24 protein-coding genes are annotated in these 20,195 nt (G+C 71.3%); 21 read left to right on the top strand and 3 right to left on the bottom strand.

Annotated features, from left to right (window positions below; all coding sequences use genetic code 11):
- The first annotated feature begins 43 nt into the window (after window positions 1-43).
- From HQ603_RS10185 to HQ603_RS10130, 12 genes are all read left to right on the top strand, one after another.
- On the top strand, window positions 44-316 hold the full coding sequence (locus HQ603_RS10185) for a glutaredoxin family protein (protein WP_222684436.1): 273 nt from the start codon (window positions 44-46) through the stop codon (window positions 314-316).
- 236 nt (window positions 317-552) lie between these two features.
- Complete coding sequence (locus HQ603_RS10180) at window positions 553-1,434, top strand: redox-sensing transcriptional repressor Rex (protein WP_371831038.1); 882 nt, start codon at window positions 553-555, stop codon at window positions 1,432-1,434.
- Between the two features lie 7 nt (window positions 1,435-1,441).
- On the top strand, window positions 1,442-2,830 hold the full coding sequence (locus HQ603_RS10175) for a glutamyl-tRNA reductase (RefSeq protein WP_222684435.1): 1,389 nt from the start codon (window positions 1,442-1,444) through the stop codon (window positions 2,828-2,830).
- A complete protein-coding gene (gene hemC / locus HQ603_RS10170; RefSeq protein WP_222684434.1) occupies window positions 2,827-3,837 on the top strand; it encodes a hydroxymethylbilane synthase in 1,011 nt (336 codons plus the stop codon). Before HQ603_RS10175 ends, hemC begins: the two co-directional genes overlap by 4 nt.
- 36 nt (window positions 3,838-3,873) lie before the next feature.
- Window positions 3,874-5,439 carry a uroporphyrinogen-III synthase gene (locus HQ603_RS10165; RefSeq protein WP_222684433.1) on the top strand — a complete coding sequence of 522 codons (1,566 nt, stop codon included), beginning with the start codon at window positions 3,874-3,876 and terminating at the stop codon, window positions 5,437-5,439.
- Window positions 5,440-5,443: 4 nt separating this feature from the next.
- Window positions 5,444-6,424, top strand: a complete 981-nt coding sequence (gene hemB / locus HQ603_RS10160; protein WP_222684432.1) for a porphobilinogen synthase — start codon at window positions 5,444-5,446, stop codon at window positions 6,422-6,424.
- Window positions 6,421-7,050 (top strand): DUF5336 domain-containing protein, encoded by a 630-nt coding sequence (locus tag HQ603_RS10155; protein ID WP_222684431.1) that lies wholly within the window; start codon window positions 6,421-6,423, stop codon window positions 7,048-7,050. The genes hemB and HQ603_RS10155 overlap by 4 nt, the downstream gene beginning before the upstream one ends.
- Before the next feature lie 86 nt (window positions 7,051-7,136).
- On the top strand, window positions 7,137-7,286 hold the full coding sequence (locus tag HQ603_RS10150) for a hypothetical protein (protein ID WP_222684430.1): 150 nt from the start codon (window positions 7,137-7,139) through the stop codon (window positions 7,284-7,286).
- Between the two features lie 346 nt (window positions 7,287-7,632).
- Window positions 7,633-8,115 (top strand): hypothetical protein, encoded by a 483-nt coding sequence (locus tag HQ603_RS10145; RefSeq protein ID WP_222684429.1) that lies wholly within the window; start codon window positions 7,633-7,635, stop codon window positions 8,113-8,115.
- Window positions 8,112-8,582 carry a hypothetical protein gene (locus tag HQ603_RS10140; protein ID WP_222684428.1) on the top strand — a complete coding sequence of 157 codons (471 nt, stop codon included), beginning with the start codon at window positions 8,112-8,114 and terminating at the stop codon, window positions 8,580-8,582. The genes HQ603_RS10145 and HQ603_RS10140 overlap by 4 nt, the downstream gene beginning before the upstream one ends.
- On the top strand, window positions 8,579-8,914 hold the full coding sequence (locus HQ603_RS10135) for a hypothetical protein (protein WP_222684427.1): 336 nt from the start codon (window positions 8,579-8,581) through the stop codon (window positions 8,912-8,914). The genes HQ603_RS10140 and HQ603_RS10135 overlap by 4 nt, the downstream gene beginning before the upstream one ends.
- 38 nt (window positions 8,915-8,952) lie before the next feature.
- Window positions 8,953-9,228 (top strand): metal-sensitive transcriptional regulator, encoded by a 276-nt coding sequence (locus HQ603_RS10130; RefSeq protein ID WP_068099465.1) that lies wholly within the window; start codon window positions 8,953-8,955, stop codon window positions 9,226-9,228.
- A 31-nt stretch (window positions 9,229-9,259) separates the two neighbouring features.
- On the opposite strand, the gene HQ603_RS10125 is transcribed toward HQ603_RS10130, so the two are convergent.
- Window positions 9,260-11,233, bottom strand: coding sequence for an acyl-CoA dehydrogenase family protein (locus tag HQ603_RS10125; protein WP_222684426.1), 1,974 nt, complete (start codon window positions 11,231-11,233; stop codon window positions 9,260-9,262).
- A gap of 61 nt (window positions 11,234-11,294) precedes the next feature.
- Here HQ603_RS10125 and HQ603_RS10120 point away from each other — a divergent pair, with 61 nt between their 5' ends.
- The 8 genes from HQ603_RS10120 (at window position 11,295) to HQ603_RS10085 (ending at window position 18,984) form a co-directional block, all read left to right on the top strand.
- The gene (locus HQ603_RS10120; RefSeq protein WP_222684425.1) at window positions 11,295-11,786 is read left to right on the top strand and encodes a GNAT family N-acetyltransferase; all 492 of its coding nucleotides are present in this window, start codon (window positions 11,295-11,297) and stop codon (window positions 11,784-11,786) included.
- Window positions 11,787-11,838: 52 nt separating this feature from the next.
- The gene (gene hemL / locus HQ603_RS10115) at window positions 11,839-13,176 is read left to right on the top strand and encodes a glutamate-1-semialdehyde 2,1-aminomutase (RefSeq protein ID WP_371831037.1); all 1,338 of its coding nucleotides are present in this window, start codon (window positions 11,839-11,841) and stop codon (window positions 13,174-13,176) included.
- A gap of 92 nt (window positions 13,177-13,268) precedes the next feature.
- Window positions 13,269-13,886, top strand: a complete 618-nt coding sequence (locus HQ603_RS10110; RefSeq protein ID WP_308126457.1) for a histidine phosphatase family protein — start codon at window positions 13,269-13,271, stop codon at window positions 13,884-13,886.
- Complete coding sequence (locus HQ603_RS10105; protein ID WP_222684422.1) at window positions 13,883-14,497, top strand: TlpA disulfide reductase family protein; 615 nt, start codon at window positions 13,883-13,885, stop codon at window positions 14,495-14,497. The genes HQ603_RS10110 and HQ603_RS10105 overlap by 4 nt, the downstream gene beginning before the upstream one ends.
- Window positions 14,497-15,291: a cytochrome c biogenesis CcdA family protein gene (locus HQ603_RS10100; protein ID WP_222684421.1), complete on the top strand. Its 795-nt coding sequence runs from the start codon at window positions 14,497-14,499 to the stop codon at window positions 15,289-15,291. The genes HQ603_RS10105 and HQ603_RS10100 overlap by 1 nt, the downstream gene beginning before the upstream one ends.
- A gap of 41 nt (window positions 15,292-15,332) precedes the next feature.
- Window positions 15,333-16,985 carry a cytochrome c biogenesis protein ResB gene (gene resB / locus HQ603_RS10095; RefSeq protein WP_222684420.1) on the top strand — a complete coding sequence of 551 codons (1,653 nt, stop codon included), beginning with the start codon at window positions 15,333-15,335 and terminating at the stop codon, window positions 16,983-16,985.
- Window positions 16,986-16,987: 2 nt separating this feature from the next.
- The gene (gene ccsB / locus HQ603_RS10090; protein ID WP_222684419.1) at window positions 16,988-17,974 is read left to right on the top strand and encodes a c-type cytochrome biogenesis protein CcsB; all 987 of its coding nucleotides are present in this window, start codon (window positions 16,988-16,990) and stop codon (window positions 17,972-17,974) included.
- 65 nt (window positions 17,975-18,039) lie between these two features.
- Window positions 18,040-18,984 (top strand): MinD/ParA family ATP-binding protein, encoded by a 945-nt coding sequence (locus tag HQ603_RS10085; RefSeq protein WP_308126451.1) that lies wholly within the window; start codon window positions 18,040-18,042, stop codon window positions 18,982-18,984.
- A 13-nt stretch (window positions 18,985-18,997) separates the two neighbouring features.
- Here the strand turns inward: HQ603_RS10085 and HQ603_RS10080 are convergent, their stop codons facing one another.
- Window positions 18,998-19,219, bottom strand: a complete 222-nt coding sequence (locus HQ603_RS10080; protein ID WP_222684418.1) for a hypothetical protein — start codon at window positions 19,217-19,219, stop codon at window positions 18,998-19,000.
- 105 nt (window positions 19,220-19,324) lie between these two features.
- Window positions 19,325-19,534: a BldC family transcriptional regulator gene (locus HQ603_RS10075; protein WP_068099475.1), complete on the bottom strand. Its 210-nt coding sequence runs from the start codon at window positions 19,532-19,534 to the stop codon at window positions 19,325-19,327.
- 169 nt (window positions 19,535-19,703) lie between these two features.
- Here HQ603_RS10075 and HQ603_RS10070 point away from each other — a divergent pair, with 169 nt between their 5' ends.
- Window positions 19,704-20,033 carry a DUF4229 domain-containing protein gene (locus HQ603_RS10070; RefSeq protein WP_222684417.1) on the top strand — a complete coding sequence of 110 codons (330 nt, stop codon included), beginning with the start codon at window positions 19,704-19,706 and terminating at the stop codon, window positions 20,031-20,033.
- The last annotated feature ends 162 nt before the right edge of the window (window positions 20,034-20,195 follow it).

The raw sequence follows: 20,195 nt of genomic DNA, 5'->3' as shown, positions 1-20,195 counted from the left end.
ACCAGCGTAGTCGCGGTGGACCCGCGCGCGAGAGAATGGGCCCATGACGAACGGTCGACGGACGGTGACATTGCTGACACGTGCGGGATGCGGCGCGTGCGACGGCGCGATGGCGGTGCTGCGGCCGCTCTGCGCCGAGTTCGCGGTAGCGCTGGACTCGGTGGACGTCGACGAGGTGGCCGCGCAGGACCCTGACCTGCGGGCGGAGTACGGAGACCGGCTGCCGGTGGTGCTTCTCGACGGGCGCGAACACAGTTACTGGGAGGTCGACGTCCCGCGCCTGCGGCGCGATCTGGCCGCCGATCCGGGCGCCTGACGCGGGTCGGAGCCCCCGAACGGCCGCCCGAGGGGGGGCGGCACCCTAGCACACGCGTCCGCGACTTTGTTCATACCTTCACGAGCGGTTACCGTGGATCACGAGTCAAGGGGTCGGTGACCTCTCGGCGCGAGCGGTGACCACGGGGATCGCTCGTGCCCACCGGCCTGCTCCAACACCGTGCGTGTGGATCGGTGCGCTCACGAGCGCGCGCGATCGGACGAGGAGTCATCGACGTGACCGCTGACCGCCGGAAGCCCGGCGCCGAGACCGCGCGGGTCACCGCGACCGGTGTCCGCCGTCAGCAGCACGACGCTCCCGCTGCCGGCCCGGTTCTCGAGGCTGCCGTCGTGACCGAGGCCCCGATGATTCCCAAGGCTACGGTCACCCGTCTGGCCGACTACCTCCGGGTGCTCGCGTCGGTCGCCGAACGCCGCATCCTGGTGGTCTCGAGCGAGGATCTCGCCGTCGCCTCCGGCGTCGGATCGGCCACGCTCCGCAAGGACCTCTCCTTCCTCGGCCCGATGGGCGTGCGCGGTGTCGGGTACGACGTCGCGCGGCTGCGGGCCCGCATCGAACTCGCGCTGGGCCTCGACCGCGGCCACCGCGTCGTGCTCGTCGGCCTGGGCAATCTGGGATCCGCCCTCGTCGGGTACGACGGGTTCGCGCGCCGCGGCTTCACGGTGGTCGGACTGTTCGACGTCGCTCCGGACCTCGTCGGCCGGACCGTCGCCGTCGGTACCGCCGCGGACGGGTACACCGACCTCACCGTGCGCCACGTCGACGAGCTCGTGTCCGCCGCCATCGACCTCGGCGCGACGGTCGGCGTCGTCGCCACGCCCGACGCGGCCGCTCAGTCGGCCGTCGACGCGCTCGTCGACGCCGGCATCGAGTGCATCCTGTCCTTCGCCTCGATCGACCCGGTGACCCCGCCGCACGTCGACCTGCGCCGCGTGGACCTCGCCGTCGAACTGCAGATCCTCTCGTTCGCCAACGCCCACAAGGCGCAGCGCGCTCGACCCGTCCGCGCCACCTGCCGGGACGCCTCGATCCTCACAGCCACCCCAGTCGATCCCGACCGAGTTCCGGTCGGGGCGCACAGCAGAACGGATCGGTGATCTTTCCGTGAGTGTTCTCCTTCTCGGGATCTCGCATCGCAGCGCTCCCGTGTCGGTGCTCGAACGTGTCGCCGTGGGCGACACCGACCGCCCGAAGCTCACCGATCGGATCATGGCCTCGTCGCACGTCTCCGAGGTCATGATCGTCTCGACCTGCAACCGCGTGGAGGTCTACGCGGTGGTCGACGCCTTCCACGGCGCGCTGACCGACCTCGGCGCCCTCCTGTCGGAGCACTCCGGCCTCGATCTCGCCGAGCTCACCAAGCACGCCTACGTCCGCTACAGCGAGGCCGCCGCCGAGCACCTGTTCGCCGTCGCCGGCGGGCTGGATTCCATGGTGGTCGGCGAGCAGCAGATCCTCGGTCAGATCCGCGCGGCCTACGCCGCGTCGGACGCGCAGCAGGCGTCGGGTCGCACGCTCCACGAACTCGCCCAGCAGGCCCTGCGCGTGGGCAAGAAGGTCCACTCGGAGACGGGCATCGACAAGGCCGGCGCGTCGGTGGTGTCGGTCGCGCTCGACCGCGCCGCCGACGTCTTCGGGTCCCTCGCCGGCCGCCGCGCCGTGGTGCTCGGGGCCGGGGCCATGGGCGGGTTGTCCGTCGCGCACCTGGTCCGCAGCGGTATCGGCGCCGTCACCGTGGCCAACCGCACCGCGGATCGCGGCGCCCGGCTGGCCGCCACGGCCGCCGAGGCCGGGGTCGAGGCGTCGGCGGTCACGCTCGACGACCTCGCCGAGGCCGTCGCCGACGCCGACGTGCTGGTCACCTGTACCGGCGCGGTGGGCGCCGTCGTCACCATCGCCGACGTGCACCATGCGCTCGCCCGCCGCGACACCGCCGCCCGCCCGCTGGTCGTCTGCGACCTCGGCCTGCCGCGCGACGTCGAGCCCGCCGTCGCCGGACTGCCCGGTGTGACCGTGCTGGACATGGCGACGCTGCAGCACGATCCCGCCGCCGGCGCCGCGGCGTCCGACGAGCGCGCCGCCCGCGACATCGTGGCGCGCGAACTCGCCGCCTACCTCTCCGGCCAGCGTCTCGCCGAGGTCACCCCCACGGTGACCGCGCTGCGGCAGCGTGCGGCCGAGGTGGTCGAAGCCGAACTCCTGCGCCTCGATTCGCGGCTGCCCGGTCTGGCCGACCCGCAGCGTGACGAGGTGGCGCGCACCGTCCGCCGGGTCGTCGACAAGCTGCTCCACGCGCCCACGGTGCGGGTCAAGCAGCTCGCGACCACGCCCGGCGGGGACTCCTACGCCGAGGCGCTGCGGGAGCTGTTCGAGCTCTCGCCGTCCACCGTCCAGGCCGTGGCGTCGCCGATGGAGGTCGCCGCCGTCGACACCGACAACCCCGGTGCCGCCCTGGCCGACGACTTCACCGTCTCCCGTGAGGTGACCGAATGACCGCCACCGCAGCCGCGCTGGACAAGCGCGTGATCCGCGTCGGGACGCGAGGCAGTCTGCTCGCCACCACGCAGGCGGAGACCGTGCGCGCCGCGATCACCGCGGCCGGCGTCGAGACCGAGCTGGTCGTGGTGGCCACCGCGGGCGACAAGTCGGCCGCACCGGTCCAGCAGATCGGCGTCGGCGTGTTCACCGCGGCGCTCCGAGAAGCGCTGGCCGACAACACCATCGACGTCGCCGTCCATTCGTACAAGGATCTGCCGACGGCGCAGGACCCGCGGTTCACCGTGGCCGCCATCCCCGCACGCGAGGATCCGCGCGATGCGCTCGTCGCCCGCGACGGCCTGGTGCTCGGCGCCCTGCCGCCCGGCGCCACCGTCGGTACGTCCGCCCCGCGCCGGATCGCCCAGTTGCGTGCTCTCGGACTGGGTCTCGACGTCCAGCCGTTGCGCGGCAACCTCGACACCCGCATCGGCAAGGTCGCTTCGGGCGAGCTCGACGCCGTCGTCGTCGCCCGCGCGGGACTGGCCCGGATCGACCGCCTGGACGTGGTCACCGAGGCACTCGAGCCCGTGCAGTTCCTGCCGGCACCCGCGCAGGGTGCGCTGGCGGTCGAATGTCGCAGCGACGACGCCGATCTCGCCGCCGTCCTCGCCGAACTCGACGACGCGACGGCCCGCGCCGCCGTGACGGCCGAACGCGCGCTGCTCGCCGAGCTCGAGGCCGGATGCACCGCGCCGGTCGGGGCGATCGCCGAGGTGGTCGACTCGCTCGACGACGACGGCCGGGTGATCGAGGAACTGTCGGTCCGTGGCTGCGCCGCGGCCGTCGACGGGTCGGACGTCGTCCGCGCGTCGGCCGTCGGCGCCGTGGCGGACGCCGAGGCCCTCGGGCGGTCCGTCGCCCGAGAGTTGTTGGACCTCGGCGCCCGCGACCTCGTCGAGGTCACCGAACCCGCATCGTCGCCGACCGCGGCGAGCACGACCACCGGGAGCGGCAATGCCTGATCCCCGCTACCGCAACAACGCACTGGAGAACCAACGATGAGCCGAGTCCGCAAGAACACCCCGGGTCGGATCCTGTTCGTGGGATCCGGGCCCGGCGACCCGGCACTGCTGACCGTGCGAGCCCGCGAGGCGCTCGCCGTGGCCGAGCTGGCGTTCACCGACCCCGACGTCGACAAGGGCGTCGTCGCGATGGTGGGGTCGGCCGTGCGTCGACCGGCCGACGAGAACGGCGACACCGGCGTGGACGTGCGTCCGGCGCTGGGCGAACCGGCCGAGGTCGCGAAAACCCTGGTGGCCGAGGCGAAGAACGGCCACGACGTGGTGCGGTTGGTCTCCGGTGATCCGCTGACGACCGACTCGGTCATCGCGGAGGTCACCGCCGTGGCGCGTACCTCGGTGCAGTTCGAGGTGGTCCCCGGCCTGCCCGCCGGCTCCGCCGTGCCGAGCTACGCGGGTATGGCGCTGGGCTCCGAACACACCGAGGCCGACGTGCGCGGCGACGTCAACTGGGCGTCGCTCGCGGCCGCGCCGGGTCCGCTGGTGCTCCACGCCACCGCCGGTCACCTCGCCGAGACCGCCAGTGCCCTGGTCGAACACGGCCTCGCGCCGCAGACTCCGGTGGCGATCACCGTGCGCGGCACGACCCGTCAGCAACGCACCGTCGAGGCGACCCTGGCCACCCTCAACGACGCCGGTTCCGAGCTGGTCGGCTCGCTGGTGGTCACGGTCGGCAAGGTGGTCTCGCAGCGGAACAAGATGTCCTGGTGGGAGTCTCGCGCCCTGTACGGCTGGACCGTGCTGGTGCCGCGCACCAAGGACCAGGCCGCGGAGATGAGCGATCGACTGGTCACCCACGGCGCCATCCCCATCGAGGTGCCGACCATCGCCGTCGAGCCGCCCCGCAGCCCGGCGCAGATGGAGCGCTCGGTCAAGGGCCTGGTCGACGGTCGCTACCAGTGGGTGGTGTTCACCTCCACCAACGCGGTGCGTGCCGTGTGGGAGAAGTTCGCCGAGTTCGGTCTGGACGCCCGCGCGTTCTCCGGCGTGAAGATCGCCTGCGTCGGCGAGGCCACGGCGGACAAGGTCCGCTCGTTCGGCATCAATCCCGAGCTGGTGCCCTCCGGTGAGCAGAGCTCGCTGGGGCTGCTCGAGGACTTCCCGCCGTACGACGAGGTGTTCGACCCGGTCAACCGAGTCCTGTTGCCGCGTGCGGACATCGCGACGGAGACGCTGGCGGAGGGGCTGCGCGAGCGCGGCTGGGAGATCGACGACGTCACCGCCTACCGCACCGTCCGCGCGGCACCGCCCGCCGCGGAGACCCGCGAGATGATCAAGACCGGCGGGTTCGACGCGGTCTGCTTCACGTCGAGCTCGACGGTGCGCAACCTCGTCGGCATCGCCGGCAAGCCGCACGCCCGCACGCTGGTCGCCTGCATCGGACCGAAGACCGCCGAGACGGCCGTCGAGTTCGGTCTGCGCGTCGACGTGCAGCCGGAGACGGCGCAGATCGGTCCGCTGGTCGAGGCGCTGGCCGAGCACGCGGCGCGGCTGCGCGCCGAGGGTGCGCTGCCTCCGCCGCGCAAGAAGTCGCGGCGGCGCTGAGCCGATGTTCCCCATCGATCGTCCCCGTCGCCTCCGCCGCACTCCCGCGGTGCGGCGGCTGGTGGCCGAGACCTCGCTCGAGCCACGGCATCTGGTGCTGCCGATGTTCGTCGCCGACGGTATCGACGCCCCGCGGGAGATCTCGTCGATGCCCGGCGTCCACCAGCACACGCTGGACTCGCTGGCCGAGGCCGGCGAGCGCGCGGTGCGGGCGGGCGTCGGCGGCCTGATGCTCTTCGGCGTGCCGAAGCCCGAGGACAAGGACGGCGAGGGCACGCAGGCCTCCGATCCCGACGGCATCCTCAACCGCGGATTGCGGCGCCTGCGTGACGAATTCGGGGACGGCACCGTGATCATGGCGGACACGTGCCTCGACGAGTTCACCGACCACGGACACTGCGGCGTCCTCGCCGCCGACGGCAGCGTCGACAACGACGCGACCCTGGTGCGGTACGTGGACATGGCGGTGGCACAGGCGGAGTCGGGCGCGCACGTGCTGGGACCGAGCGGGATGATGGACGGCCAGATCGGCGCGATCCGGCAAGGGCTCGACACCGCCGGGTTCGCCGACGTGAGCCAGCTGGCCTACACCGCCAAGTACGCCTCCGCCTTCTACGGCCCGTTCCGCGAGGCCGTCGGCTCCACGCTGCGCGGCGATCGCCGCACCTACCAGCAGGACGCGGCCAACCGCCGGGAGTCGTTGCGCGAGTTGGACCTCGACGTCGCCGAGGGCGCCGACATGGTGATGGTCAAACCCGCCATGAGCTACCTCGACGTGCTGCGCGAGGTCGCGGACGCCTCGCCGGTTCCCGTGGCGGCGTATCAGATCTCGGGGGAGTACGCGATGATCACCGCCGCCGCCGAGCGCGGCTGGATCGACCGGGAGGCCGCCATCGACGAGTCGATCCTGGGCATCCGCCGCGCGGGTGCCGACATCGTGCTCACCTACTGGGCCACCGAGGTCGCGGAACGGCTGGCGCGATGACCGACGATCCGCCGTTCGGCCCGCCGCCCTGGCATCCGGAAGGTCGGCCGCCGGGCGGGAACCCGCAGCCGCAGGGGAACTGGCACCCGGAGGGCCTGCCGCCGAGTGCGATGCAGCCCGCACCGCCCCCGCAGCACGACCCCGCTCCCGTCGACATCGAGACCTCCCGCCACCTGTGGATCGTGGTCATCGGTCTCGGGGTGGCGTCGATGCTCGTCGGACTGTGGTCCATCTGGTCCGACCGCGACGTGTTCGTCGACGCCCTGATGGCCGACGTCACCGCGCAGGACCCGTCGCTGGCCCTGCCGCCGGAGACCGCGGACACCGTGCTCACCGTGGCGATGGGATTCGCGCTGCTGTTCGCGGCGGCGATCACCGCGCTGGTCTGGCTGGTCGTGCGCAAGATGCGCGCCGGAAAGCTGTGGGCGCGAGCGGTGTTGACGGCGATCGGCGTGGTGGTCGTGGTGACCACGCTGCCGTCCCTGTTCGGCCTCGGCGGCGTCTCCGGCGCCACGGCCGTCGTGACGACGATCCTGGGCATCCTCCAGGCCGTCGCCGCCGCGGGTGCGGTGTACCTGATGCACCGGCGCGAGTCGACGGAGTACTTCCTGCGTCGACGCGCCTGACGACACGCCTGCAACGGATGTGACTCGAGTTACACCTGTGGCGTTACGCTGAGCTCGGGTCGGATCCGGCATCGGCGGAGGTAGTCATGGCACAACTCGAGTACGGGCGCGGGGAGCTCGGCCGGGGGTCCGGCGAGCGACGGCGCTGGGCGGCGGAGATCTTCGCGCTGCTGCTGCTCTCGTCCGCCGTGGTGGTGGTGATCCTGGTGGTGGCCAGCGGATTCGCCGCGGCCTGACGCACGCCGTTCGCGTCGTCTCGACCCCCGGAACCCGCCCCCGACCTGCGCCGACGCCGATTGTGCGACGCGCGGACCCGGGTGTACCGTGACAGGTGTCACACGCACGGTCGAGCCGGGGGAGGACGCACGTTGACCGCGAACATCGAGAACCGCCGCAGCGTGAGCTCCGGGCACTCGCACCCACACCACTCGCACCCACACCGCATGCACACCGTCCCCTGCCGCAGCGGGCGCCGTGAACTGTGGTTGCTCCTCGTGGTGGTGGTGACCGGCATCCTCATGGCCGCCTCCGTGTTCCTGCCTGCCGTCCTGGGGTGAGTCGCCGTTCGGCAGGATGGTGGGCGTGAGCACGCCTGCCGAACTCCCCGCCGCTCCGACCGGCCGCCCCACTCTCGTGACCGTGGCGCTCGTCGCCTGGGTCGTCGGCGCGGTCGCCGTCGTCCTGCTGGGCCTGCTCTCCCTGACGTTCCCCGTCTCGACCCTGCGCACGCAGATCCTCGACGGCGGCGGTGACGCGTCCGACGCCGACGGCGTGATCACGATCCTCCGCACGGTGGGTGCGTTGTTCGTGGCGGTCGGCGCCGGCGTCGGGTTCCTCGCCGGTCCCACCTGCCGCCGCGGCGACGCCCGCTTCCGCCGCGCCCTGATGGTGCTGTCGGCGCTCGCGGCGCTCTTCCTGCTCGGCTCGGTGCTCATCGGGTTCGCCGTCGTGCCGCTGCTCGCCACCGTCGGTGCCCTGACGTTCGTGGTCGGCTCCCTGCTGGTCTACCGGCCGTCCGTGGCGCCCTGGTTCACCCCTGCCGCGGGAGAGGACGACGCGCCGTGACCGCCCCCGAGGACGTGCTGTTCGTGGAGTGGGGCGCACGCTGGCGGGCCCTGGCCTGGGGGCCGATCTTCTGCGTGGTCGCCCTGATCGTGGAGCTGACCACGGGCCCGGTGGTGCACTGGGTCGCCCTCGCGGTGATCGCCGTCGTCCTCATGGGGTTCACGGCCGTGCAGATCGTCGCCGCCCGTCGCCACGTGACGGTGATCCTCACCGCCGACGAACTGACGCAGGGCACCGAGAACGTCGCCGTGGCGGACATCGCCGAGGTGTACCCGGAGCCGAACTACGCCGCCAACGGCAACACCCTCGAGAAGTGGCAGAGCGCACGCGTCCTGGGCGAGCTCAGCGGGGTGCCGCGGGGTCGCACGGCGGTGGGGCTGCGCCTGCGCGGTCAGGGAGTGGTGCAGGCGTGGGCGAAGGACGACGAGGCGTTGCGGGAGCACCTGCTGCGCGTGGTGCGGCCGTGACGCGCCGTGGCGGCAGTGCGGCCGTGACGCGCCGTGGCGGCAGTGCGGCCGTGACGCGCCGTGGAGGCAGTGCGGCCGTGACGCGCCGTGGCGGCAGTGCGGCCGTGCACGCGGCACTGGCTCTGGTCGCGTTCGTCGCGGCTCTCCTGCTGTGGCAGCGGGGCGTGACGTCGACTCCCACCTCGGAGGTCGTCACGCTTCCCGCCGAGGCGGGCGGGTCGACGACGTTCACGTGGACGCTGACGCAGTTCTCCGGCCCGTGGGTGGCCGGTGCGGTGATCGCCGCGGCCGTGGGGGTCCACCTGCTGCTGCGACTGCGACGCCGCGCGTAGCCCGACGCGGAAATACCCCCAGGGGGTACCCTCGTCGCATGAGCAGCTTCGACCAGGACGATCTTCTCAAGCGACTGCGCCGCATCGAGGGTCAGGTGGCGGGCATCTCGCGGATGGTGGCGGACGACCGCTACTGCATCGACGTGCTCACCCAGGTCTCCGCGGTGACCAAGGCGCTGCAGTCGGTCTCGCTGAAACTGCTCGACGCCCACCTCGCGGGCTGCGTGGTCGACGCAGCCCGCGAGGGTGGGCCCGAGGCGGAGGCCAAGGTCAAGGAAGCGTCCGATGCCATTGCGCGGCTCGTTCGCTCCTGACGATCAGGCCGGGAGGATCAGGCCGGGAAGATCAGGCCTTCACGGACTCCTTCACCTCACCCGGCTCGTCGTCGGCGAGCATGGCGGCGCCGAGCAGGTTCTCCGGGATGCCGAACCCGTCGATCAACGTCTGCGCGTGCGGACGCAGGGTGCGGCAGCGCTCGTTGATGCCGCGGGTGATGGCCTTCGACCGCTCGGTGGAGATGTACCGGTGCTCGATGAACCACGCCTTGTCGGCGTCGAGCACCGACAGCGCGTAGAGGTCGCACACCTGGCCGAGCAGCTCCTTGGCGTCGTCGTCCTCGCAGTTGTCGATTCCGGCGACGAACGCCTCGAGGATCACGCGATCGACGTGCGCCGTGGCCGCGTGGAGGATGTGGTCCTGCACCGTGTTGAACGCGTCGAACTGACTCATCTTCTTGGACAGGCCGTTCAGGCGGCGGGCCGCGGTGGAGATGAGGTACTCCTCGCGGTCCTCGAACATCGCGATCTGGGTGCCGCGGTTGAACAGCGAGCCCTCCTCCTCGTTGTCCTGCCGGCTGTCGACGAGGGTCTGGATGATCGGCGCGGCCGCGGTGCGCTTCTTCACCACGTCGCCGACGGTCTCGGCGGCGAACCGCACCCAGTCGGCCGCCCCGAAGGACCGCACCTCGTGGGCGTAGGCGGTGAGCAGCTCCTTGGCGACGAGCTGGGTCAGCACTACGTTGTCGCCCTCGAAGGTGGTGAACACGTCCGAGTCGGCCTTGAGCGCGATGAGGCGGTTCTCGGCGAGGTAGCCGGCGCCGCCGCAGGCCTCGCGCGACTCCTGGATGGCGCGGGTGGCGTGCCAGGTGTTGGCGGCCTTGAGGCCGGCGGCGCGGCCCTCGAGTTCGCGCTGCTCGTCGGCGTCGGGATCCTCGGCGCTCTGGATGTCGTGCATCTTCGACACCAGCTCGTTCTGCGCGAACTGCAGGGCGTAGGACTTGGCGATCAGCGGCAGCAGACGCCGCTGGTGCACCAGGTAGTCCATGATCGTGACTTCCTCGTCGGTGCCCGGCGCGCTGAACTGCTTGCGCTGCAACGCGTACTGCGTGGCGATGGTGAGCGCGACACGAGCGGCGGCACCCGCCGAACCGCCGACCGTGATGCGCCCGCGGATGAGGGTGCCGAGCATGGTGAAGAACCGCCGGTTGGGGTTGTCGATGTCCGAGGAGTAGCTGCCGTCCTCGGCGACGTCGGCGATCTTGTTCAGCATGGCCGTCCGGGGGATGCGGACGTGGTCGAACGCGATGCGTCCGTTGTCCACGCCGGGCAGGCCGCCCTTGTAGCCGATGTCGTACGTGGTGACGCCGGGCATGTCCTCGCCGAAGTTCTCGTCGCGGATCTGCACCACGAAGCAGTGCACGCCCTTGCTCTCCGGCTCCTCGCCGGGGCCGGCGGTGATCAGCTGAGCGAACACGGTGGCGTACTTGGCCGCCTCGGCCGCGCCGCCGATGTAGTCCTTGCGACAGGACTTGTCCGGGGTGTTGATCACGAATTCCTTCGTGTCCCGGTCGTACGTCGCGGTGGTGCCGATGGACTGGACGTCGCTGCCGTGCCCGGTCTCGGTCATGGCGAAGCAGCCGAACGTCTCGAGGTCGATCAGCGGCTTGATGAACTCGTCGTGATGGCGCTGCGTCCCGAGGTTCTCGATGGCGCCGCCGAACAGGCCCCACTGCACGCCCGCCTTGACCATCAGCGAGAGGTCCGACATCGCGAGCATCTCGATCATGGTGACCGCGGCGCCGATGTCGCCGGTGCCGCCGACGGATTTCGCGAACCCGGACTCCGCCGCACCCGCCGCCGCGAGGATGCGCAGCTGCTCGGTCGCCTTGGTGCGGGCGATCGCGGTGTTGGGCGTGTAGTGCGGCGCGAACTCGTGCCGGGAGAGCTGCTCACGCGTCTGCTCGCGCACATCGCGCCAGCGGCCGTCGAGCGTCCTACGCAGGTGCTTCGCCAGTGTGTCGGCGGATTCGGTGGTGGTCATACTCGACGGTAACCAAAACCTCGGCGCCCTGCGAGTGAGTCCGCGCACTAGCCTTCGCCGGGTGCTGATTCGTGACACCGTCCGGGCCGACCTTCCCGAGATCCTCTTCGTTCACAACGCCGCCATCGCGGACACGACGGCCATCTGGGACGAGGAGCTCGTCGACCTCGCCGAGCGGGAGGCGTGGCTCGCCGGGCGTCGCGACGCGGGGATGGCGGTGCTCACCGCCGAGATCGACGGCCGGGTCGCCGGCTACGCCTCCTACGGGCAGTACCGACCCAAGTCCGGCTACCGGCTCACCGTGGAGAACTCGGTGTACGTCGCGGACGGCTTCCTGCGCCGGGGCGTCGCGACCGCGTTGATGGCCGAATTGATCGCGCGCGCCCGTACCGACGGGCTGCACGCGATGGTCGCGGGAATCGAGTCGACCAACTCCACGTCGATCGCGCTGCACAAGAAGTTCGGCTTCGCTGTCGTGGGGGTGATGCCGCAGGTGGGGGTCAAGTTCGGCCGCTGGCTCGATCTGACGTGGATGCAACTACTACTGGAGTGAGTAGACCGCTCGTTCGGGCGGGGGAGCACTCCGTCTGCTGTGAAACACTGGAGTGGTGAGCACTTCGAGCGGATCCGACACCGACCCGTCCACCGCCCGCTCCGCCGCACTCTTCGCGCGCGCGTCCGCCGTGATTCCGGGTGGGGTGAACTCGCCCGTCCGGGCCTTCCACTCGGTCGGCGGAACCCCCCGCTTCATGGCCGAGGCCAGCGGATACACCCTCCGCGACGCCGACGGCACCGAGTACGTCGACCTCATCTCCTCCTGGGGTCCGATGATTCTGGGGCACGCACATCCGGCCGTCGTCGAGGCCGTGCAGAAGGCGGCGGCGACGGGCCTGTCGTTCGGTGCGCCGACCCTCGGTGAGATCGAGCTGGCCGAGGAGATCGTGCGCCGAGTCGACCCTGTGGACGAGGTCCGCCTGGTGAATTCGGGCACAGAGGCCACCATGAGCGCCGTGCGTCTGGCGCGCGGGTTCACCGGCCGCACCAAGATCGTGAAGTTCGCCGGGTGCTACCACGGGCACGTCGACGCGCTCCTCGCCGACGCCGGGTCGGGCGTCGCGACGCTCGGTCTGCCGACGACGCCCGGGGTGACCGGCGCGCAGGCGGCCGACACGATCGTCGTCCCCTACAACGACCTCTCCGCCGTCGAGCGCGTCTTCGCCGAGTACCCCGGCGAGATCGCCTGCGTCATCACCGAGGCCGCCGCGGGCAACATGGGCGCGATCGCGCCGCGGCCCGGGTTCAACGAGGGCCTGAAGCGAGTGACGACGGACGGCGGCGCGCTGCTGATCGTCGACGAGGTCATGACGGGCTTCCGCGTCAGCGCGTCGGGCTGGTTCGGCGTCGACGGCGTCGCCGGCGATCTCTACACGTTCGGGAAGGTCATGAGCGGCGGGCTGCCCGCCGCCGCGTTCGGTGGGCGCGCCGACGTCATGCGCTACCTCGCGCCGGCGGGCCCGGTCTACCAGGCCGGCACCCTGTCCGGAAATCCGGTCGCCGTCGCGGCGGGCCTGACGACGCTGCGGCACGCCGACGCGGGTGTCTACGCCGCCCTCGACGCCAACGCCACGCGACTCGGCACCATCCTCGGCGACGCGCTCACCGCGGAGGGCGTCCCGCACCGCGTGCAGTACGCCGCCAACATGGTCAGCGTCTTCTTCACCGAGGACGAGGTGATCGACTACGCGGGCGCCAAGGCCGCGCAGACCTGGCGGTTCCCGGCGTTCTTCCACGCGCTGCTCGCGCGCGGGGTGTACCCGCCGCCCAGCGCGTTCGAGGCGTGGTTCGTCTCGGCCGCCCTCGACGACCGCGCGTTCGACATCATCGCCGACGCCGCCCCGCACGCCGCGCGAGCGGCGGCCCACGCAACGGAGCCGACATCGTGACCGACCCCACCACTCCTGCCTCGAGCAACCCCGTCTCGAGCAACCCGGTCCCCGACACCGCCGGAGTCCACCCGCACGCCGACACGCGGACCATCGTCCACGTGCTGCGGCACGGCGAGGTCCACAACCCCGGCGGCATCCTCTACGGCCGCCTGCCGAACTTCCGGCTGTCGCAGAACGGGCAGGCCCAGGCCCGGAAGGTCGCCGACGCGCTCGCCGGTCACGACGTCACCCACGTGGTCGCGTCGCCGCTGCAGCGCGCGCAGGAGACGGCCGCGCCCCTCGCGTCGGCGTTCGGGCTCACCATCGAGACCGACGAGAACCTCATCGAGGCCGGGAACGAGTTCGAGGGACTGAAGGTGGCGGTCGGCGACGGCGCGCTGCGCCGCCCGCGGCACTGGTGGAAGCTGCGCGATCCGTTCACGCCGTCGTGGGGCGAGCCGTACCTGCAGATCGCGCATCGCATGCTGGCCGCCGTCAACGCGGCCCGCGTCGCCGCCGTCGGGCACGAGGCGGTGTGCGTGAGCCACCAGTTGCCCGTGTGGACGCTGCGCCGTTTCCTGCAGGGCGACCGGCTCTGGCACGACCCGCGCCACCGTCAGTGCGGCCTGGCCTCGCTCACCTCGCTCGTCTACGAGGGCGACACCCTCGTCGACATCGTCTACTCGGAGCCGGCGGGCGGGTCCGATCCTCGGCAGACCGGCGCATGAGAGCGGCCCGTGTTCTGGCGTCGGTGCTGACGGCCGGGTCGCTCGCGGTGGTCGCCACCGGCTGCGCCACGGGCAGCGACGCCGTGGCACAGGGCGGCACGTTCGAGTTCGTCTCGCCGGGCGGGCAGACCTCGATCTTCTACGACCCTCCGGCCGACCGCGGCACCGTCGGGGACCTGCAGGGCCCGGACCTCATGGAGGAGGGGAAGACCACCGCCCTCTCCGACTTCACCGACCAGGTGGTGGTGATCAACATCTGGGGGCAGTGGTGCGGTCCGTGCCGCGGCGAGGCCGACGACCTCGAACAGGTCTACGAGGCCACCCGCGATCAGGGCGTGCAGTTCCTCGGCATCAACGTCCGTGACCTGCAGAAGGACAAGGCGCAGGACTTCGTCGTCGACAACGGCGTCGGGTACCCGTCGATCTACGACCCCAGCTTCCGCAGCCTCCTTGCGCTCGGCGCGAACTACCCCACCACCGTCGTCCCCACCACGATCGTGCTCGACCGGGAGCACCGCGTCGCCGCCATCTTCCTCACCGAACTGCTCGCGGGTGACCTGCAGCCCGTCGTCGAGCGCATCGCCGCGGAACCGGCCGACGGGAGCGAGTGATGGGTGAGGCGTTCCAGTCCGCCGCGGCCTCCGGGCCGCTGCTGCTCGCGCTGGGAGCCTGCGTGCTCGCCGGGCTGGTGTCCTTCGCGTCGCCCTGTGTCGTCCCGCTCGTGCCCGGCTACCTCTCCTACCTCGCCGGCATCGTCGGCGCGGACGCCCCGGCCGTCACCGCGTCGGAGGCACGGTCGACGACGACGGCGGTCCGCAGCCGGGCACGCGTCGCCGGTGCGGCGGGCCTGTTCGTCCTCGGGTTCACCGTGGTGTTCGTCCTCGCCACCGCGTCGGTGTTCGGGTTGATCTCGGCCCTCGCGGTCAATCGTGAACTGCTGCAACGCATCGGCGGTGTCGTCACGATCGCGATGGGTCTGGTCTTCCTCGGGCTCGTCCCGGCCCTGCAGCGCGACACTCGCCTCGAGCCGCGCCGCATCGGCAGCATCGCCGGAGCGCCGCTGCTCGGTGGGGTCTTCGCGCTCGGGTGGACGCCGTGCCTCGGCCCGACGCTCGCCGGCGTCATCTCCCTCACCGCGGGCACCGAGGGGTCCACCGCTGCGCGCGGCGTCGTGTTGATCGTCGCGTACTGCCTGGGCCTGGGTCTGCCGTTCGTGATCCTCGCGTTCGGGTCGGTCAGCGCCCTGCGCGGCGTCGGCTGGCTGCGTCGGAACGCCCGCACGGTCCAGGTCATCGGCGGCGTCACGCTGGTCGCCGTCGGCGTCGCCCTGGTGACGGGGGCGTGGGACGTCTTCGTCAGCTGGGTTCGCGACGGCGTCGTCACCGGCACCACCCTGCCCATCTGAGCCCACCCACCCGATCCACCCACCACAGTCGAGAAGTCGAGATGAGTACAGACACCGAGTCCCGTCCCGCCGCCGAGCCGCGCCCGCCGCGGCAGTCCGTCGGCGGCCGTGCGGTGGCCGCGGTCCGCAACACCTGGCGCGGATTGACGTCCATGCGCACCGCGCTGGTGTTGCTGTTCCTCCTGGCGCTGGCCGCGATCCCCGGCGCCCTCCTGCCGCAGCGCAGCCTCAACGCCGGGAAGGTCGATCAGTACATCGCCGATCGCCCGACCCTCGGGCCGCTCATGGACCGGGTCGAGCTGTTCGACGTGTTCGGCAGCTTCTGGTTCACCGCGGTCTACGTCCTGCTGTTCGTCTCGCTGGTGGGCTGCATCCTGCCGCGCTGCGTCGAGCACGCCCGCGCGCTGCGCACCCCGCCCGTCGCCACGCCGCGCAACCTGGCGCGTCTGCCGCACCACCGCACCGTCGAGGTCGACGGCACCCCGGCCGAGGTGCTCGACCGCGTCGCCGAGCGCATGCGCGGCTGGCGCACGGCGCGGCGCGAGGAGGCAGCGGGACCGACGCGGCCGACGGGGGCGCTGACGCTGTCGACGGAGAAGGGGTACCTGCGGGAAGCGGGCAACCTGGTCTTCCACCTGTCGCTGGTCGGTCTGCTGGTGGCGATCGCGGCGGGCAAGTTGTTCAGCTACGAGGGCAACGTCGTCGTCATCGCCAACGACGGGCCCGGCATCTGCACCACCTCGCCCGCACAGTTCGACTCGTTCCGGGCCGGCAACCTCATCGACGGCACCGGACTGACCCCGCTATGCGTGCGAGTGAAGGACTTCCGCGCCGACTACCTCGAGAACGGCCAGGCCGAGCAGTTCACGTCCAACATCGAGTACCAGTCCGGCGCGGACCTGGTCACCGACACCTGGCGTGACGACGTGCTGCAGGTCAACCATCCGCTGCGCGTCGCGGGCGACCGGGTCTACCTGCAGGGCCACGGCTACGCCCCGACGTTCACCGTGACGTTCCCCAACGGCGAGACGCGCACCGAGACCGTGCAGTGGGAGCCGACCGACGCCACCACGTTCCTGTCGTCGGGTGTGCACCGCTTCGATCCGCCCGGCGGGCTCTACCCCGACAGCACCGAGCGGCGGAAGAACCAGATCGCCATCGAGGGGCTGTTCGCCCCCACGGCGTCGTTCCACGGCACGTTGCTGTCCTCGAGCTTCCCGGCGCCGAACGACCCGGCCGTGGCCGTCGACATCTACCAGGGCGACACCGGTCTCGACACCGGCAACCCGCAGTCGTTGTTCTCGCTCAGCCAGGTGCTGGTCGAGCAGGGACGGCTGGTCAAGCAGGACCGGGTGAACCTCACGCCGGGCGAGTCGACCACCCTCGCGGACGGCACGCAGGTGCGGTTCGACGGGGCCGAGGAGTTCGTCAACCTGCAGGTCAGCCACGACCCGGCGCAGACCTGGGTGCTGGTGACGGCGCTGACCATGATGGCCGGTCTGGTGGTCTCGCTGGTGATCAAGCGTCGCCGCATCTGGGTGCGTGTCTACCCGGCGGACGATCCACGACGTACCGTAGTAGAACTGGGTGGCCTGGCGCGTACCGATCAGGCCGGATGGGGTGACGAGTTCGACCGTCTCGCCGAGCGCCTGCTCGATGCCGATTCGCCCTCACCCACCGCGAAGAAGGAGTAGTCATGCCGATCGACGACACGCTGGCGCAGTTCAGCGACTGGTCGTTCCGGTCCGCGTTCGGAGTGTTCGTTCTCGCCTCGGTGTTCCTGATGGCGCAGTTCGCGACTCGGACCGTCGCCGCCGACGACCGCAAGCGCGAGCTGGTCGCGGCCGGTGACACCGCCCGTTCCGCCGCGCCCATCGCGGCGAACGTGCCCGGCCGCATCGCTCCGACCCCGTCGCGTCCGAAGTCGGAGAAGTACGGCGGCATGGGCCACGCCCTCGTCGTCCTCGGTCTGATCCTCACGGTCACCTCGATCGTGTTGCGCGGGCTGGCGACCGACCGATTCCCGCTGGGCAACATGTACGAGTTCGTCACCATGGCGTGCGCCGCCGCGGTCGCGACGGGCCTGATCGCCCTGCGCGGGCAGCGCCACACCCAGGTGTTCGTCGTCGTTCCGGTGATGGTCCTGATGTTCCTCGCGGCGACGGTGCTCTACGCGGACGCCGCGCCCGTGGTCCCGGCGCTGCGGTCCTACTGGCTGCCGATCCACGTCACCATCGTTTCCGTCGGCAGCGGCATCTTCCTGGTCGCCGGTGTGGCGTCGTTGCTGTTCCTGCTGAAGATGCGGTTCACCGGGACCGAGTCCGCCGGGAATTCCGGCGCGCTGGCACGGTTCGCGCGTCGTCTCCCCGCAGCGCAGACGCTCGACCGCCTGGCCTACAAGACCACCATCATCGGCTTCCCGCTGTTCGGCGCCGGCGTGATCCTCGGCGCCATCTGGGCCGAGGCGGCGTGGGGACGCTTCTGGGGGTGGGACCCCAAGGAGACAGTGTCCTTCATCGCCTGGGTCGTCTACGCCGCGTACCTGCACGCACGGGCCACGTCGGGGTGGCGCAACACCCGTGCCGCGTGGATCAACGTCGCCGGGTTCGTGGCCATGCTGTTCAATCTGTTCATCATCAACATGGTGGTGTCCGGCCTGCACTCGTACGCGGGCCTGACCTGAGGTGACCGGACCCGACCGCTCGGCGTGACGCCGGGACGGTCGGGATCGGCTGGGGGAGGAGCCGCGTGACCGACGGACCGACGGGCCAGGCCCACGAGCTGACGACGTCACGGTTGTTGCGCCCGGTCGCGCCGCCGCCCACCGGCGGGTGGCGTCGCACGCTGTTCGACGCGACGGGGGGTCGCGTCAACGTCGGCAACAGTGCGCGCGAACAGCGCCGGCTGGCCCTCGAACGGCAGGTCGACAGCACGCTGCGGGGCTGTCACCGGGTGGCGGTGCTCTCGCTGAAGGGTGGCGTCGGGAAGACGACGGTCTCGGCCGCCCTGGGGTCGACGTTCGCGTCGGTGCGGGGCGACCGGGTGATCGCGGTGGACGCGAACCCCGACAGCGGAACGCTGTCCACGCGGGTGCCGGTGGAGACCGACCGCACCGTGCGGGATCTGCTGCAGTACACGCATTCCATCGAGTCCTACAGCGGTGTGCGGGCGTTCACGTCCCAGAACGCGCACCGGCTCGAGGTGCTGGCGTCCTCCACGGATCCGACGCTGTCCGAGGCGTTCGACGCGCGGGACTACGAGAGCGTGCTCAGTGTGCTGGAGCGCTTCTACAACATCGTGGTCACCGACTGCGGAACGGGATTGCTGCACAGCGCGATGCGCGGAGTACTGCATCACGCGGATTCGATCGTGCTGGTGGCGTCGGGGTCGGTGGACGGTGCGCGCAGCGCCTCGGCAACCCTCGACTGGTTGGACGCCCACGGCTACGGGCCCCTGGTGGAACAAGCCGTCACCGTCGTGGACCTGGCGCGGCCGGAGAGCAAGACGGTGGACGTGTCGAGCATCGTCGATCACTTCGGGCAACGGTGCCGCGCGGTGCGCGTACTGCCCTACGACACGCACCTCGCCGAAGGGTCGGTGGTGAACCTCGACGTGCTGGCGCCGGCCACCCGCGTGGCTCTGCTCGAAACGGCTGCCGCGGTGGCCGCCGGCTTCCCGGCGGTCACGCGCTAGTCGGTCTCGGGGCTCAGTCGGTCTCGGGACGGTCGGTCCCGGTGGTCCCTGCCTCCGGGCGATCGGTGCCCCGGCGACGGTCGCGAGCGGCGTCGCGGCCCATGCGCCACAGGAATTCCGGGTCGTCGTCGGGTCCGGTCACGCGTCCTCTGGGTGCCCCGGTCTCGGGGCCGAACGATTTCCAGAGAAGCACGGCCACGACCACGAGTCCGATCAGAGCCAACACGTAGATCATCACGCACCTCCACGACCGAGAGTAGTCGCGTGACCGACAGGTGGCACCCGCGTGAACCTCTCGAGATGCTGAGAATTCACGCGGGGCGAGGGAACGACGCTCCGGTCAGGCGTGGGCCTCGGTGGTGAGCGAGGTGAGGAGGTTCATGACCTCGGACTCGCGGAAGCGACGGTGGCCGCCCGGCGTGCGGAGCGAGCCCAGTCGGCCGGCGTGCGCCCAGCGCGTGACGGTCTTGGGGTCGACGTGGAAGAGCGCCGCCACCTGACCCGGGGTCAGCAGGTTCTCCTGGGTGGGGAAGTAAGCCGGTGCGCTCATCGTGGTCGCTCCTTCGTGCGTCGCGTGCCGCGGGCGTCCGTGCCCGCGGTGTCGACGCCATGGTGACACCGGAACCCCCGGGTACTCGACTGTTCTCGTGTTGGTAAAGGGGAGGTAATGGACAAATCGGATCACTCGGGCACCCGCCCGGACCGGTAATCTGGGCACCATGACCGCGCCCGAACAGCCCGATTCGACTCCCCCCGCCGCGGGATCGCCGAAGAGCCGCCTGGCCCGTGACCTGGCGCTGTACACCGTCGCCCGGCTCGGACTCGTCGCGGTGGTCACGGCCGTGATCCTCGGGGTGGCCGCCCTGGTCGGTGTCGACTTCCCGCTCATCGTGGCGCTGGTGTTCGCGCTCGTCGTGGCGTTCCCGCTCTCGCTCGTCCTGTTCAAGAACCTGCGGCGCAAGGTCAACCTGGACATCGCGGCCGTCGACGACGACCGTCGTCGCGCCCGCGCCGACCTCCACGCTCGGCTCCGGGGCGAGCAGGGCTGATCGCCCCCGCTCGCCGCGGCGTCCGGCGCCTGTCAGAACGGCGGTGGAGTGTCCTCCGCCTTGGGTGGGGCGACGCCGTTCACGGCGTTGCGGAGTCGGTTGCGGTTGCGTTCCTGCCGTCGGCGGGCGTGTTTCTGCTCGGTGCGGGGGGCGGGGCGGGTG

Origin of the sequence: Rhodococcoides corynebacterioides, assembly GCF_019834675.1 — a bacterium.
Lineage (GTDB): Bacteria > Actinomycetota > Actinomycetes > Mycobacteriales > Mycobacteriaceae > Rhodococcoides > Rhodococcoides corynebacterioides_A.
Note: the sequence above shows the minus strand (reverse complement) of the source record. Positions and strands in the feature narration are given on the sequence as shown.

What these genes read in the sequence shown, in the direction of transcription:
- HQ603_RS10185 (WP_222684436.1), top strand. Translation starts at nt 44, where the DNA reads ATGACGAACGGTCGACGGACGGTGACATTGCTGACACGTGCGGGATGC.
- hemC (WP_222684434.1), top strand. Translation starts at nt 2,827, where the DNA reads ATGACCGCCACCGCAGCCGCGCTGGACAAGCGCGTGATCCGCGTCGGG.
- HQ603_RS10165 (WP_222684433.1), top strand. Translation starts at nt 3,874, where the DNA reads ATGAGCCGAGTCCGCAAGAACACCCCGGGTCGGATCCTGTTCGTGGGA.
- hemB (WP_222684432.1), top strand. Translation starts at nt 5,444, where the DNA reads ATGTTCCCCATCGATCGTCCCCGTCGCCTCCGCCGCACTCCCGCGGTG.
- HQ603_RS10155 (WP_222684431.1), top strand. Translation starts at nt 6,421, where the DNA reads ATGACCGACGATCCGCCGTTCGGCCCGCCGCCCTGGCATCCGGAAGGT.
- HQ603_RS10150 (WP_222684430.1), top strand. Translation starts at nt 7,137, where the DNA reads ATGGCACAACTCGAGTACGGGCGCGGGGAGCTCGGCCGGGGGTCCGGC.
- HQ603_RS10130 (WP_068099465.1), top strand. Translation starts at nt 8,953, where the DNA reads ATGAGCAGCTTCGACCAGGACGATCTTCTCAAGCGACTGCGCCGCATC.
- HQ603_RS10125 (WP_222684426.1), bottom strand. Translation starts at nt 11,233, where the DNA reads ATGACCACCACCGAATCCGCCGACACACTGGCGAAGCACCTGCGTAGG.
- HQ603_RS10105 (WP_222684422.1), top strand. Translation starts at nt 13,883, where the DNA reads ATGAGAGCGGCCCGTGTTCTGGCGTCGGTGCTGACGGCCGGGTCGCTC.
- HQ603_RS10100 (WP_222684421.1), top strand. Translation starts at nt 14,497, where the DNA reads ATGGGTGAGGCGTTCCAGTCCGCCGCGGCCTCCGGGCCGCTGCTGCTC.
- resB (WP_222684420.1), top strand. Translation starts at nt 15,333, where the DNA reads ATGAGTACAGACACCGAGTCCCGTCCCGCCGCCGAGCCGCGCCCGCCG.
- ccsB (WP_222684419.1), top strand. Translation starts at nt 16,988, where the DNA reads ATGCCGATCGACGACACGCTGGCGCAGTTCAGCGACTGGTCGTTCCGG.
- HQ603_RS10080 (WP_222684418.1), bottom strand. Translation starts at nt 19,219, where the DNA reads ATGATCTACGTGTTGGCTCTGATCGGACTCGTGGTCGTGGCCGTGCTT.
- HQ603_RS10075 (WP_068099475.1), bottom strand. Translation starts at nt 19,534, where the DNA reads ATGAGCGCACCGGCTTACTTCCCCACCCAGGAGAACCTGCTGACCCCG.
- HQ603_RS10070 (WP_222684417.1), top strand. Translation starts at nt 19,704, where the DNA reads ATGACCGCGCCCGAACAGCCCGATTCGACTCCCCCCGCCGCGGGATCG.